At 40.3% G+C, this 13,380-nt stretch carries 13 protein-coding genes; 5 read left to right on the forward strand and 8 right to left on the reverse strand.

The features are described from left to right. Positions 1-60: 60 nt before the first annotated feature. From F936_RS03765 to F936_RS03775, 3 genes are all read right to left on the reverse strand, one after another. Positions 61-1,065, reverse strand: coding sequence for a DUF4062 domain-containing protein (locus tag F936_RS03765; RefSeq protein WP_005045035.1), 1,005 nt, complete (start codon positions 1,063-1,065; stop codon positions 61-63). A 116-nt stretch (positions 1,066-1,181) separates the two neighbouring features. Then, positions 1,182-2,048 carry a glutamate racemase gene (murI, locus tag F936_RS03770; protein WP_004640924.1) on the reverse strand — a complete coding sequence of 289 codons (867 nt, stop codon included), beginning with the start codon at positions 2,046-2,048 and terminating at the stop codon, positions 1,182-1,184. A gap of 46 nt (positions 2,049-2,094) precedes the next feature. Then, positions 2,095-2,706: a DUF1285 domain-containing protein gene (locus tag F936_RS03775; RefSeq protein ID WP_004640922.1), complete on the reverse strand. Its 612-nt coding sequence runs from the start codon at positions 2,704-2,706 to the stop codon at positions 2,095-2,097. Between the two features lie 186 nt (positions 2,707-2,892). Here F936_RS03775 and F936_RS03780 point away from each other — a divergent pair, with 186 nt between their 5' ends. Then, the gene (locus F936_RS03780; protein ID WP_005045037.1) at positions 2,893-4,605 is read left to right on the forward strand and encodes an electron transfer flavoprotein-ubiquinone oxidoreductase; all 1,713 of its coding nucleotides are present in this window, start codon (positions 2,893-2,895) and stop codon (positions 4,603-4,605) included. A gap of 158 nt (positions 4,606-4,763) precedes the next feature. On the opposite strand, the gene tusA is transcribed toward F936_RS03780, so the two are convergent. After that, positions 4,764-5,021, reverse strand: a complete 258-nt coding sequence (tusA, locus tag F936_RS03785; RefSeq protein ID WP_004640919.1) for a sulfurtransferase TusA — start codon at positions 5,019-5,021, stop codon at positions 4,764-4,766. Between the two features lie 185 nt (positions 5,022-5,206). Between tusA and F936_RS03790 the strand changes: the two genes are divergently transcribed. Together F936_RS03790 and lnt are read left to right on the forward strand one after the other, a co-directional pair. Next, a complete protein-coding gene (locus F936_RS03790) occupies positions 5,207-6,046 on the forward strand; it encodes an HlyC/CorC family transporter (protein WP_005045040.1) in 840 nt (279 codons plus the stop codon). Then, positions 6,043-7,602: an apolipoprotein N-acyltransferase gene (lnt, locus tag F936_RS03795; protein WP_005045044.1), complete on the forward strand. Its 1,560-nt coding sequence runs from the start codon at positions 6,043-6,045 to the stop codon at positions 7,600-7,602. The genes F936_RS03790 and lnt overlap by 4 nt, the downstream gene beginning before the upstream one ends. 1 nt (position 7,603) lies before the next feature. Here lnt and F936_RS03800 read toward each other — a convergent pair whose 3' ends face one another. Beyond that, positions 7,604-7,942: a tRNA-binding protein gene (locus F936_RS03800; protein ID WP_003654647.1), complete on the reverse strand. Its 339-nt coding sequence runs from the start codon at positions 7,940-7,942 to the stop codon at positions 7,604-7,606. Positions 7,943-8,185: 243 nt separating this feature from the next. Between F936_RS03800 and F936_RS03805 the strand changes: the two genes are divergently transcribed. After that, positions 8,186-8,449, forward strand: coding sequence for a DUF2798 domain-containing protein (locus F936_RS03805; RefSeq protein WP_003654645.1), 264 nt, complete (start codon positions 8,186-8,188; stop codon positions 8,447-8,449). Positions 8,450-8,514: 65 nt separating this feature from the next. Here the strand turns inward: F936_RS03805 and F936_RS03810 are convergent, their stop codons facing one another. The 3 genes from F936_RS03810 to gspF all read right to left on the reverse strand — a co-directional run bounded on the left by F936_RS03810 (position 8,515) and on the right by gspF (position 10,941). Further along, entirely contained in the window at positions 8,515-8,859 is a 345-nt protein-coding gene (locus tag F936_RS03810; protein WP_003654643.1) for a hypothetical protein, read from the reverse strand. 268 nt (positions 8,860-9,127) lie between these two features. After that, complete coding sequence (gene gspG / locus F936_RS03815; protein ID WP_005045047.1) at positions 9,128-9,712, reverse strand: type II secretion system major pseudopilin GspG; 585 nt, start codon at positions 9,710-9,712, stop codon at positions 9,128-9,130. A 23-nt stretch (positions 9,713-9,735) separates the two neighbouring features. Beyond that, positions 9,736-10,941, reverse strand: a complete 1,206-nt coding sequence (gene gspF / locus F936_RS03820) for a type II secretion system inner membrane protein GspF (protein ID WP_005045048.1) — start codon at positions 10,939-10,941, stop codon at positions 9,736-9,738. 148 nt (positions 10,942-11,089) lie between these two features. Here gspF and F936_RS03825 point away from each other — a divergent pair, with 148 nt between their 5' ends. Further along, positions 11,090-13,318 carry a primosomal protein N' gene (locus F936_RS03825; RefSeq protein ID WP_005045049.1) on the forward strand — a complete coding sequence of 743 codons (2,229 nt, stop codon included), beginning with the start codon at positions 11,090-11,092 and terminating at the stop codon, positions 13,316-13,318. Positions 13,319-13,380 lie beyond the last annotated feature (62 nt).

Below are 13,380 nucleotides of genomic sequence, written 5' to 3' on the forward strand. Positions count from 1 at the left end.
TCAGTTCATCTTATGACACTAATGTAACAGTTTTCATTGTCATATATAAATTGAATCGCTCTAAGCTTTTAATCGAACGCCCCGATGATTCCATTTATAGCTCAGCAATATCTTTTGAGCTTTAGTGGTTAGTTTCCATAGGCCATATGATTGTTCAGTCTGGGTTGGAACAATCCAGCCTTGTGATTGCATTTGATTTTTAATTCGGAACAGTGCCTTGTGATTAATCTGTGCACAGGCAACCGCATGCGCACGAGGTAATTCCTGACGAGCATCTTCTAAGCCAGCCTGATTTAAATATTCATTCAGACAAGCTGCAAAATTCTCTTCTGGCATCGCTGTTTCAAAGCGCTTTGCCAGCACACTTAATAACTGAGACCACGTCATTTGTCGTTGACGTTTAAGCTCTTTAAAGTTGCCATCCTGAAATGCTTGAATCTGATATTCAAATGCAAAAATATCTTGCGGTGCAACTTCATTTAACTGTGTAGATGGCTCGGTTACTCGCTGTTCTAACTGTAAAATTTTACTTTTTAACAGCCTAATTTCATCTTGTAACTGCTGAGCTTGATGAGCAGGAACCCAACCTTGTCCTATATGTTGCTCAACCATTAAAGGAATATTTAAACGGACAGCCAACTCCAATTCACGTGGAGTTTTAAAGTAAAAAATATGCTTTGCTTCGTGTAATAACTTTTTTCTAAATGCGAGAAATTTATCTTTAAGTTGTGGATGTGTTTCTTGTAAATCTATTTCACGATTTTCAGGCTGCTCATGCATGAAAACAATAATCGGTTTCGCCTGACTTAACGCATATTCATATTCTAAAGACAGATAACTCACACCAGAAATCGCTTGTTCTCCATACTGGCTGCCTAAAAGTAGGATTACATAATCACATTCATCAATCTGTCGACGTGCAAGTGTAGTGGTTAAAGGTGTTCGATGCTCTAATCCCCAAGCAAAGAAACCCATCCCCACCAAGGTTTGAGACAAAACCATTCGCTCTGGCTGCATATCGCGGCCAGACGTTGAAATAAAAATCTGATAGCGTGTATCGAGCATAACAACACCCTTTCGCCCCATGACCTGTACGTGACTTAAAATCAGCCAAGATCATGAACCGCCCCAAATAAAATAATAAATCTAAAAAACACTACTTTCTAAACGATGCAAAAAAACTAGTTCAGATTATGAAGTGTCCAAGTTAACTCTTGTGGAATCATATGTTGTAAAACAGGTTGCAGTGCCTCAGCATTATTTCCGCTGACATAACATTCAATACGTGCAACATTCTGACCTATTTGGTCACATAATAACGCATTTTTTATTAAAATACGGGCTGTTTGTCGGGCTACTGCTAATCCCGAATCAACCAGTGTGAATTGGTTATCAAAAAGATGATGAATTGCTTCATTTAAGAAAGGATAATGAGTACAACCGAGCACTAAATAGTCTGCACCTTGCTCAGCGGCAGGCTGTAAAACCTCTTTTAATGCGTTTAAACATGCCTCCCCCATTTGCTGCCCTGCTTCCACACAAGGAACAAGTTCGAGATTGGTTAAAGTCATCACTTTAACACCTGCTGGAACAGCAAACTTTTCAACAACATCTTTAATGAGTTGTCCTCGAAAAGTAGCAGGTGTCGCCAATACAGCAACCACTTTAGAGCGTGTTTGCAAGACTGCAGGTTTTAATGCTGGAACTAACCCAACAATTGGAAAGTGTTCACCATAATGCTCGCGTAAATGATCAAGACTAAATGCTGAAGCAGTATTGCATGCTACAACCGCAATTTTGCAACCCTGACGGTATAACCAATCGACAGCACGAGCAGTGAGTTCCCTAATTTCATCATCGGAACGTGGACCATAAGGAACGTAAGCAGTATCGGCATAATACACAATACGTTCGTTTGGCAAATATCTGGCAATTTCTGCTGCAACTGACATTCCTCCAATTCCCGAATCAAAAATACCAATTGGAGCATCAGCAGATGCGTTAGGCATAGGTTCTAGATCGGTAAATAGAGGTTGTATGGCTGTCATGGCTGTACTGAAGTGTCGGAAATTTTCACTTCCTAAAGCTTAAACCTCAAGTGCCTAATTGCAAGAGCAAATTACCACTTTTTAACTCTAAAATGGTTTCACCATTCTCTTTTTCAATGAGTGTTCCATAGTTCACTAAATGATAAAAAGACTGGCGTTGAATAAGGGCATTAATTCCAAAACGCACATGCACATAAGGACGCAATTCCCCGTCATATTCACGCATAAAAATTGGATGTTCAGCATCGACCAAAATCACATCTTGATTAGTCGTAGTCAGTTGTAAAAACTGATCACCTGAAATTTCAACCTGATCTACCTGATTGACTAATAAAGGTTCATCTTCGACCTCAATTTCAATTTGTTCTACGGGGGTTTTCAGGTAGAATTTACCCTCTTCTTTCCATAGGACTTTGGTAAATAGATCTAATAGGGCTTGGCGCTTAATCAATTGACCTTCGTGCCACCATTCTCCATTGGCTTTAACCGTCAAATCCATTTTGCCGCAATGCTTTGGATGCCACTGCTCTAAAGGTGGAATTGACCTTTTGTGACTTTGCTGTACACCTTTTAAGTATTGTGCAATGTTCATTAAGTTTTTATCATCAGATAACGGTATTTTTCCCATATCCGATGGGGAATTATTTTGATTTACCATAGTTTATGCCTTGCTGACGAAAAAATATGACGACTCAGCCAATTGGCTAGATCATGGTTTAAAACTATACTAGCCAAAACGATAAAAGGCACAATAGCATATTTGCGCCTATGGATTAAAACACTCACGGCAGCACCGAATTTCTGAATATGACGGTTGCCACCTTTAAGTATTGAGGAGTCCTACATGGAACACATCGAACGTGAATCGATGGAGTTTGACGTTGTCATCGTAGGTGCAGGACCTGCAGGTCTATCTGCTGCGATTAAGATCCGTCAATTAGCGATTGAAAATAACTTACCCGATCTTTCTGTTTGTGTAGTTGAAAAAGGCTCTGAAGTAGGTGCGCATATCTTGTCTGGTGCTGTGCTTGAGCCACGTGCCATCAACGAACTTTTCCCGAACTGGAAGGAAGAAGGTGCGCCTTTAAACGTACCTGTAACTGAAGACAAAACTTTCTTCTTGTTATCAGATACCACATCTAAAGAAGTGCCTCACTGGATGGTTCCTAAAACCATGCATAACGATGGCAATTATGTTATCTCTTTAGGTAACGTGGTTCGCTGGTTAGGCCAAAAAGCTGAAGAATTAGAAGTATCTATCTTCCCGGGCTTTGCTGCATCTGAAGTGCTTTACCACGAAGACGGTACTGTAAAAGGTATTCAAACTGGTGACATGGGTATTGGTAAAGATGGTGAACCAACACATAACTTTACACCAGGCTATGAACTTCACGCTAAATACACCCTCTTTGCTGAAGGTTGCCGTGGTCACTTAGGTAAACGCCTGATTGCAAAATATAACCTCGATAAAAATGTTGATCCTCAGCACTACGGTATCGGGATTAAAGAGCTTTGGGAAATCGACCCTGCAAAACATAAACCGGGCTTAGTCATGCACGGTGCAGGCTGGCCATTGGCTGAAACAGCTTCTTCTGGTGGCTGGTGGTTATATCACGCTGAAAACAACCAAGTGACTTTGGGCATGATCGTGGACTTGTCGTATGAAAATCCACACATGTATCCATTTATGGAAATGCAGCGCTGGAAAACTCATCCACTGATTAAACAGTTTTTAGAAGGTGGGAAGCGTATTTCTTACGGCGCACGTGCTGTAGTGAAAGGCGGTTTTAACTCACTGCCTAAATTGACTTTCCCAGGCGGTTGCTTGATTGGTGATGATGCAGGTTTCTTAAACTTTGCAAAAATCAAAGGCTCACACACTGCCATGAAATCAGGCATGTTATGTGGTGAGGCTGTGTTTGAAGCCATTGCTGCCGGTGTAGAAAAAGGCGGTGACCTTGCCATTGCACGTGTTACTGAAGGCGAAGATTTATTCACTAAAGAATTAACTTCATACACTGACAAATTTAACAATAGCTGGTTAAAAGAAGAGCTTTACAACTCTCGTAACTTTGGTCCAGCGATGCATAAATTTGGTCAGTGGATTGGTGGTGCATTTAACTTTATCGACCAGAATGTCTTTAAAGTGCCATTTACTTTGCATGACTTGAAGCAAGACTTCGCTGCATTGAAAACGGTTGATGCAACCAGCTTCAAGCTAAACTATCCAAAACCAGATGGCAAGTTGACTTTTGACCGCTTATCTTCTGTGTTTATTTCAAACACGGTTCATGAAGAAAACCAGCCAGCTCACTTGAAGTTGACCGATGCTTCAATTCCAGTGAATGTGAACTTACCGAAATGGGATGAGCCTGCACAACGCTACTGCCCAGCTGGTGTTTACGAAATCATGGAAAATAATGATGGCTCTAAACGCTTCCAGATTAACGCAGCAAACTGTGTTCACTGTAAGACCTGTGACATTAAAGACCCATCTCAAAACATCACATGGGTAACGCCAGAAGGTGGTGGTGGTCCAAACTATCCGAATATGTAATAGAACAGCCACCTTCTCTGCAAAAGCATGGCTTTTGCACTTGCGGCAGGACAAAGCGCTGCTTTGTTCTTCCTGCCTCAGGTGGGGGTGGTCCAAACTATCCGAACATGTAATATAAAAAGCCCCGATTATTCGGGGCTTTTTTAATCTAGAAAACCTTATCCTTTCTGTACCAGATAACGGTATTCTTTATGGTTCTGGTCATCCAGAACTTCTTCTTTTAGCAATAACTCATGCCCCAAATGCATACAAAACTTTGGAATATCCCACGAAGTCGAAGGGTCAGTTGCTAATACTTCAACAACATCTCCTGATTTTGCTTTACGAATCGCTTGATGCAACATCATGACAGGTTCAGGACAACGTAAACCACGTGTATTAATTTGGACAGTAGGTGAAATGGATTGTTCCGACATGACAAACTCGAACAAATAGAATTTTCACATTTTAGCATAAACAAATTACTGAGCTGTTAACTGTAACTGGCTTTTACATAACAATATGCGTTTTGTCTTTTAGCTTGTTTTATAGATGCATAAGCATCTTTTCTTCGGTATGATTCAAAGTATTCATTTGATAGATTGAGTCTTTAGGAAAGATCATGCAAGAGGAACCAAGTCCGTCGTGGGGAATGCGCGGCTTACGAAAATGGTTAGGTACAGCACCAGAAACCCGTGATGAATTATTAAAATTAGTCCAAAATTCACGTCGCTTTTTAGAACCAGATACTGTTGCCATGCTTGAAGGTGTTCTTGACCTTCCTGCTACAAAAATTCGTGAAGTCATGACACCACGAACAGCAATGATCAGTTTGCAAGAAGATGATCAGTTACTTGATATTCTTGATGTACTGGTCGAGTCTGCTCACTCACGCTTTCCAGTCTTCTCTTCTGATCAGCCTGATAATGTTGTCGGGATTTTGCTCGCAAAAGATTTGTTGCCATTTCTAACCGAACCGAATACCAAAGTCGATATTCGAGTTCTTATGCGTCAACCCTTATTTGTTCCAGAAAGTGCACGTTCCGATCAGGTACTACGCATGCTGAAACATACTCAGACTCACATTGCCATTGTGATTGATGAATATGGTTCAACAGCGGGTATTGTTACTCTTGAAGATATTCTTGAAGAGATCGTTGGCGAAATCGAAGATGAACATGACACTGCGGATGAAGATGCTCAGTACATTGTTCCTGACAATGACCATACGGTAGCAAATGCATGGATGGTGCAAGCACTTACACTAATCGAACATTTCAATACTGTTTTAGATGCTGATTTTTCTGACGATGAAGTAGAAACTGTCGGCGGTTTATTGCTTCAAGAGATTGGTCTGGTAAGTGATTTACAAGGTCAAACTGTTGAGCTTGGAAATTGGTTATTTACAATTGTTGAAGCAGATGCCCGCACTATTCATCTGATTCGAGCTGTACGTCAATGAGAGCATACTTTGAAAAGCTGTTAGATTCTTCGCAACAACAAAAACAGCTTCCTTTAATTTTTCCTTTACTCATTGCTTTATTTTCAGGTGCCGTATTCAGTTTTTCACTGGCACCTTATTATTGGTGGTGGTTAGCAATATTATCACCAGCCCTACTCTATGCATCATTACATAAACGTTCAGCCAAACAAGCATTTGCTATTGGCTTAAGCTATGGCTTCGGTTTATGGTTTGTAGGCGCTTTCTGGCTCTACACGTCCATCCATGTCTATGGCGATACCAATGCATTTCTAAGCGTTTGTATGATTGCCATTATGGCCCTTGTGATGGGCCTGTTTACCGCATTCCAGACTTGGGTTTACCGACGTTTCTTCCCTGAAACACCACTGACTTTCGCACCACTCTGGATTGTTTTTGAGTGGGCAAAAACTTGGGTATTTACAGGTTTTCCATGGCTGTTTGTAGGTTACGCGTTTACCGAACGTTTACTAGATGGTTATGCGCCTTTATTCGGTATTTATGCAATTTCCTTTGTCGTCATTGTATTAGCCTGTGCTTTAGTTGAAGTTCTACGTAAGCGTATTTTTTGGGTTATCCCTTCTGCCCTGTTGGTTTTAGGCGCATGGGGAGCATCATATATACAGTTTGTAAAACCTAAAGCTGCCAAGCCGCTTAGTGTTTCTCTCATTCAAGGTAACATTCCACAAGATTTAAAATGGCTAACCGAATATCAAGTTAGAACATTAGAAATTTATGCAGGTTTGACTCAATCTGAATGGGGTCGTGATTTGATTGTATGGCCTGAATCTTCAATTCCACTCTTCCAAACTGACATTGAACCATTTTTGGATGCAATGGATGCACAAGCTAAAAAGAACCACACTGCATGGGTAACCGGAATTCCTTACTGGGATGTTACCAAATCACATGAAGTCGGTAGTCCACTGTATTACAACAGCATTATGGCTTCTGGAAGCGATGCCAGTGGTCTATATAAAAAGCAGCGTCTTGTACCGTTTGGTGAATACATCCCTCTTTCAGGTTTACTCTCTTGGGTACTACCGGCCATGCAAAATGATGTGAGCATGAGCGGTTTTACACGTGGTGCAAGTGACCAAAAACCACTTATGATTAAAGGGCATGCGCTTGCTGCTGCAATTTGCTATGAAGTGGCTTATCCGAACCTCACCCGACGTAATGCAAAAGACAGCGACTTTTTAGTGACTGTATCTAATGACGCTTGGTTTACTGGCACTGCTGGACCATTGCAACATTTACAAATGGTACAAATGCGAGCTAAAGAAAATGGCCGCTGGTTTATCCGTGCAACCAATACGGGTGTAACAGCGTTTATTGATCAAAATGGTCATATCACTGAACAAGCACCGATCGATAAAGAGTTTGTCTTGAGAGGTGATTTACCAGCCATGCAAGGTCAAACCCTTTATAACCGTTTAGGTGATTATCCAATTTTAGGATTTGCAGTATTACTGCTGATTTTAGGTTGGGTTTATCGTCCACGTAAAGTTGACGTTTCTTTTAAATCCCGCCGCTAACTTACAATAACTTTGTACCCAGAGGCACTTCAAACTCTGGGATACAAAGGGCTACATCACCATCTGCATTATGAAATCCTGTCACCAAACATTCTGACTGAATAGGTCCGATTTGTTTTTTAGGGAAATTCACTACAGCAACCACCAACTTACCAACTAAATCTTGTGGCTGATAGAGTTTAGTAATCTGCGCACTCGATTTACGTACCCCTAACTCTTCACCAAAATCTACATGCAAAATATAAGCAGGTTTACGTGCCTTTTCGAAAACTTCAGCTTCAATAATTTTACCCACGCGAAGCTCTACTTTTAAAAAATCATTCCACTCGATTTGTTCCATTTACTTTTTCTCATGTTCTTAAACATCTGATTTGAAGCATATAATATGTACAAATAAAGAAATACCCTCTTTTTATTTCCAGTTTGAAAAATTCATGCTAAATTAAATCTGCTCATCAAAAAGCCGTAAACGTTTACGTCAATCAACGTGCCAACATACCTCCAACAATGCTTGGAGCTATTTGTTCAAAATATTTTTATATTTTTGAATGGCACTGGCGTTTGTTGGTTTACGGAGTCAAAAATGCAAAACTCAAAATCTTTGTTTAGTTTTAAAAAACTTCCAAATCGCTATACATCTATCGTTTTACCCTTTCTTCTATCGATCATTATGACGTTTGTGGTTTCAATGATTAGTACATTACGAAGTTTGGGATTAGAAGAATTTTCCATTTATGTATGGATGTCTGCATGGGCTATTTCTTGGTTAATTGCTTTCCCAACGCTACTTTTCATCCTGCCTATCGTTCGTAAAATTACAGCAATGCTAGTACAACAGCCTGCTTAAATTAAAAAAATAAAACGTAGATATTCAGTCTACGTTTTATCTAAAAATTTGGTTTTAAAATATTATTAAAAAGCGATCGATAATTGCAAAGATAAATAAGCAACTAAACTCGATAAAAAGACCATTGGTACATAACGATAGGCTTTAAAAAGCAATTGCTCATATTTAGTGGAGATTTGTTTAGCTTGCCAGACACTCGCTTTTAATGCAGTAAAGAAGCTCACCATTAACCATGCACTCACAATACTTAATGCAAAGAAACCAATCATAATTTGGCTACTTCCTTCGGTATTAAGCCATAGCTTTAAAAAAACTTCGGCAATCGGCAATAAACCCAAAATCAATAGGACAGACTTCAGCATTACCCAATGAAACTGAGTCAGTTCATCTACTATGAGAAATGCTTTCATTTAATCTCTCCTTTTAATGTAATAAAGTGCTTTTTATTTATTATGCAAAGCTTTTATTTAAATATATAGCTTATTTTTCTCTACATTTTAACTTTCTTGTAACTATTAAATATGGGAATAATTCTTATTATAAGTCTCAAATATAATTATTAACTTTATTTCATATTTTTCATAAACTTACTATATTTTTTGTGATTAAGAAAGATTATCAATTCGTATTTATCGGTTTATATTTTTAAACGAATTGATAATCTCCATTACATTTTAATTAAGGTTGGTAATAAATATCTGCATCATTACCTTCACCGCCCTCTTTGCCGTCTGCACCAAACGAGTACAAATCAAAAGCTCGGCTATCTGCACCTGGAATTACATATTGAACATCATTTTTCCAACTATCTTTAGGATAACCACCTTTAACATATCCACCCGGCATCCAGTTTTTTGCTGTAGCAGGCTGATTCACTAAAGCATCTAGTCCACCTTCTTGCATTGTTGGGAAATGACCGTTATCGAGCTTGTACTGATCTAAAGCACCAGCTACACCTTTTAATGTAATTTGGGTTGTATCAATTTTAGCTTTTTCACTACGCCCCATAACATTTGGTACGATGAGCGCTGCTAACACGCCTAAAATTACAATCACAACCATAACTTCAATGAGGGTAAAGCCTGAGGCACGTTTCATTCGAACACCGTTCGAACGTGCTGCACGTCCGAAAGCTACGCTTGAGGAGCAGTCATTTAATAAAGAGCTATGCTCGGAATGGCACGTTGGCTCAAACTGATTTGAAACCGCAGATTCACTATGTTGTTCCATCGCTGTTTCGCTTTGAATATTTTTTACTTTCATCATTATCTCTAATATCAAAGTTATTAAATCATATTGTTCATATTTACGATTGGCAGCATAACCGCGATTACAATAACCAGTACAATGCTTGCCATTAAAACCAGCATAAGCGGTTCAAGTAATGCCAGTAAGGTTGAAATAAATGTTGTAACCTCACGGTCTTGCATGGTCGATGCTCGTTCTAACATGCGGTCGAGCTCACCTGATGCCTCACCACTTCGAATCATTTGTACCATCATTGGTGGGAAATAACCACTGCGCTCAAGCTGCGTACCCAAGTTACCACCTTCTGTAACACGCTCAGCCGCATGGGCAATTGAATCGCGGATGACCCAGTTATTGGTCACTGCTGCACCAATTTTTAATGCGTCCACCAACGGTACGCCTGAACGGGTCAAAATAGATAAGGTACTTGCAAAGCGTGCAGAATTAATACCACGTGACAGTTTACCGAATAATGGCAATTTGAGTGTTAATCGATCAAAAGCATAATGCCCAGCCGTTGTTTTTAAAAACCGTACAAATGCGACAATTCCCACAACTGCAAAAATAATAATAAACACCCACGCATGACGAATAAAATCGCTCGCTTTCATTAAAGCGACCGTAATCCACGGTAGTGCATCTTTGTTCTGATCAAAGGTTTTAACAATTTCTGGCACAACAAAAGTCATTAAGCCCATGACAATAGCAAATGACATCAGCATTAAAATGATCGGGTAAATCATGGCACCCTGAACTTTCTTTTGCATGGCAAAACGGTTTTCGGTGTAATCCGAGAGCTGATCTAAAATCAGATCTAAATGTCCAGAACGCTCACCTGCAGCAACTGTTGCAATATAGAGGTCTGGAAAACGTCCAGATTGCTGCATACCTTGAGCCAATGAGTGTCCTTCCATGACTCGCGAACGAACAGACGATAAAAGATTTTGCACATGCGCTTTTTCACTTTGCTTGCTCACCGCACGTAAAGCTTCTTCTAAAGGAATTGCGGCTGCAACCAAAACAGAAAGTTGTCTGGTCATGAGTGCCAAATCATAGGCACTGAACTTTTTTTGAAATAACCCCTGACTCTGATGTTTATCTTTTTGTTCAACAGGGTCAACGCTAATTGGTGTCCATGCTTTATCGCGTAATTGTTGGCGAATCTGGCGTGCTGAGTCTCCCTCAAGCACTCCTTTTTGCTGCTTCCCTGAAGCATCAATGGCAGTAAATTGATATGCAGGCATGGTAATGTTCTAATTTTCCAAAAATAATAGTCGCTGCTGTTGCATCTATGCTACGCAATCATTCATATTCATTCTATAGCCTGTGTAGAATACCCAAGTCCTCTTCACGACGCTATGCCGTTTTTTAAAATTGACGAAATGAGCCTCTATGACCATAACGCCAAAGCCTGATTCAGTTGTTTATCGTGTGCGTGTTGCCGTACCTGTGCATCTGTACGACACTTTTGACTATACACTCACCGAAGCACAATATGAACGGGCTCAAGTAGGCTCACGCGTCGCTATTTCATTTGGGCGACAAAACCTGATTGGTATCATCACTGAAAAAGTGAATCCACATGAGCCATTTACAGGCAAATTTCAGCTTAAAGCCATTTCTGAACTTTTAGATGAACAACCTATTTTAGATGAACAAGTTTTAAGTTTATTGACATGGTCCGCACAATATTACCAATTCCCAGTTGGCGAGGTCATGCAAACCGCCCTTCCGGCTATACTGCGTCAGGGCAAACCGATGGACGTTTTGTTCCATCTCTGGAAAATTACTCCATGCGACAATGTTGAGGCACTGCTTAAACGTTCGGTGAAGCAACAAGATGCTTATCAGATTTTAAAGCTACATCCTGCTGGAACAACAGAGAACATTCTCAATTTAAGTAGCGTAGAAACTGCAACACTTAAAGCGCTAGAAAAGAAAGGTTTAGTTGAGTGTACGCTTGAACCACACGACTTTAGCCCTACACCTGTTCAATTGGCACAAATGCCGCTCACGCTAAATGAAGACCAAAAGCAAGCAACCCAACAGGTTATTAAAGCACAGCATCAATACCAAGCATTTTTGCTAGATGGCTTAACTGGTAGCGGTAAAACCGAAGTTTATCTACACATCATGCATGAGGTGCTAAAGCAAGGTAAACAAGTACTGGTTTTGGTGCCTGAAATTGGTTTAACTCCTCAAACCATTTCTCGTTTTAAGTCTCGTTTTAATTGTGATATTGCTTTATTGCATTCTGGCCTCAACGACTCCAAACGTTTACAAGCATGGCAACAAGCACAGACCGGAAAAGCATCTATTATTTTAGGGACACGCTCTGCCATCTATACACCGCTGCCACGTTTGGGCTTAATCATTTTAGATGAAGAGCATGACCTGTCTTATAAACAGCAAGAAGGCTTCCGTTACCATGCACGTGATGTCGCACTGTACCGAGGGCACTTACAAAGCTGCCCTGTGATTTTAGGTTCGGCAACACCAAGTATCGATAGTTATTATTTGGTCGAAACTGGCAAGTTAACTTCACTGCAACTCAACAAACGTGCTGGACATGCACTTTTGCCCAAAATGCATTTGATTGATCTTAAAATTGTCAAAAAACAGCATGGAATTAGCCAGCCTCTTATTGAACAAATCAAACATACATTAGCTAGAAAAGAACAGGTTTTAATCTTTTTAAACCGTCGTGGCTATGCACCTGTACTGGTCTGTGAAAGCTGTGGATGGCAAGCCAATTGTCCACATTGTGATGCACATTTTACTTTGCATACCCAGCCTTATTCTTATTTACATTGCCACCACTGTGGAACCATTCATCGCTTACCAGATCATTGCCCTGAGTGTCAGCAAAAAAGCTTAAAAACTTTAGGTGCAGGAACCGCAAAGGTTGAAGAGCACTTACAAGAACTATTTCCAGAGCATGACGTGATTCGGGTTGATCGTGACAGTACCAGTCGTGTCGGAAGCTGGCAAAAAATCTATGATCGTATTCATCAAAACAAACCAACAATTTTGCTCGGCACTCAAATGTTGGCAAAAGGTCACCATTTCCCACATGTGACTTTGGTTGCCATTTTAGATATTGATGCGGGTTTACTCAGCGTAGATATCCGTGCACCAGAACGTACTGCGCAATTGATTGTTCAAGTGGCTGGCCGTGCAGGCCGTGGTGAGCATAAAGGCCATGTTTATTTGCAAACATTAAGACCCGATCATCCGTTACTCACCACTTTAATTGAAAAGGATTATCGTGCGGTTGCCAAACAAACATTGGCTGAACGTAAAGTTGCTTTGCTACCGCCTTATCGCTATGCAGTACTGATACGTGCTGAGTCGAAAGATCGGGACTATACCTTGCATTTTTTAAATGAAGCTGCTGAGCAACTTCGTCAAGTCGCTGGTGAGATTGTTGATATTTGGGGACCTATTCCAGCCCCTATGGAGCGTAAAGCTGGGCGGTATCGTGCACACATGGTGATTTTATCTGCCGACCGCGCTCGTCTACATTTTTACTTAAGACAATGGTGGTCTCAATTGGTCCATGCACCAAGGCAGCATCAACTCAGGCTATCAATTGATGTTGATCCGCAAGAATTTAATTAGATGATTTGAATATCCATGGTGTGAAGACGTCTTTTTCGTTTTACACTTAAAAGAGACTAATA

Origin of the sequence: Acinetobacter calcoaceticus DSM 30006 = CIP 81.8, from assembly GCF_000368965.1 — a bacterium.
Lineage (GTDB): Bacteria > Pseudomonadota > Gammaproteobacteria > Pseudomonadales > Moraxellaceae > Acinetobacter > Acinetobacter calcoaceticus.

What these genes read in the sequence shown, in the direction of transcription:
- F936_RS03765 (WP_005045035.1), bottom strand. Translation starts at nt 1,065, where the DNA reads ATGCTCGATACACGCTATCAGATTTTTATTTCAACGTCTGGCCGCGAT.
- murI (WP_004640924.1), bottom strand. Translation starts at nt 2,048, where the DNA reads ATGACAGCCATACAACCTCTATTTACCGATCTAGAACCTATGCCTAAC.
- F936_RS03775 (WP_004640922.1), bottom strand. Translation starts at nt 2,706, where the DNA reads ATGGTAAATCAAAATAATTCCCCATCGGATATGGGAAAAATACCGTTA.
- F936_RS03780 (WP_005045037.1), top strand. Translation starts at nt 2,893, where the DNA reads ATGGAACACATCGAACGTGAATCGATGGAGTTTGACGTTGTCATCGTA.
- tusA (WP_004640919.1), bottom strand. Translation starts at nt 5,021, where the DNA reads ATGTCGGAACAATCCATTTCACCTACTGTCCAAATTAATACACGTGGT.
- F936_RS03790 (WP_005045040.1), top strand. Translation starts at nt 5,207, where the DNA reads ATGCAAGAGGAACCAAGTCCGTCGTGGGGAATGCGCGGCTTACGAAAA.
- lnt (WP_005045044.1), top strand. Translation starts at nt 6,043, where the DNA reads ATGAGAGCATACTTTGAAAAGCTGTTAGATTCTTCGCAACAACAAAAA.
- F936_RS03800 (WP_003654647.1), bottom strand. Translation starts at nt 7,942, where the DNA reads ATGGAACAAATCGAGTGGAATGATTTTTTAAAAGTAGAGCTTCGCGTG.
- F936_RS03805 (WP_003654645.1), top strand. Translation starts at nt 8,186, where the DNA reads ATGCAAAACTCAAAATCTTTGTTTAGTTTTAAAAAACTTCCAAATCGC.
- F936_RS03810 (WP_003654643.1), bottom strand. Translation starts at nt 8,859, where the DNA reads ATGAAAGCATTTCTCATAGTAGATGAACTGACTCAGTTTCATTGGGTA.
- gspG (WP_005045047.1), bottom strand. Translation starts at nt 9,712, where the DNA reads ATGAAAGTAAAAAATATTCAAAGCGAAACAGCGATGGAACAACATAGT.
- gspF (WP_005045048.1), bottom strand. Translation starts at nt 10,941, where the DNA reads ATGCCTGCATATCAATTTACTGCCATTGATGCTTCAGGGAAGCAGCAA.
- F936_RS03825 (WP_005045049.1), top strand. Translation starts at nt 11,090, where the DNA reads ATGACCATAACGCCAAAGCCTGATTCAGTTGTTTATCGTGTGCGTGTT.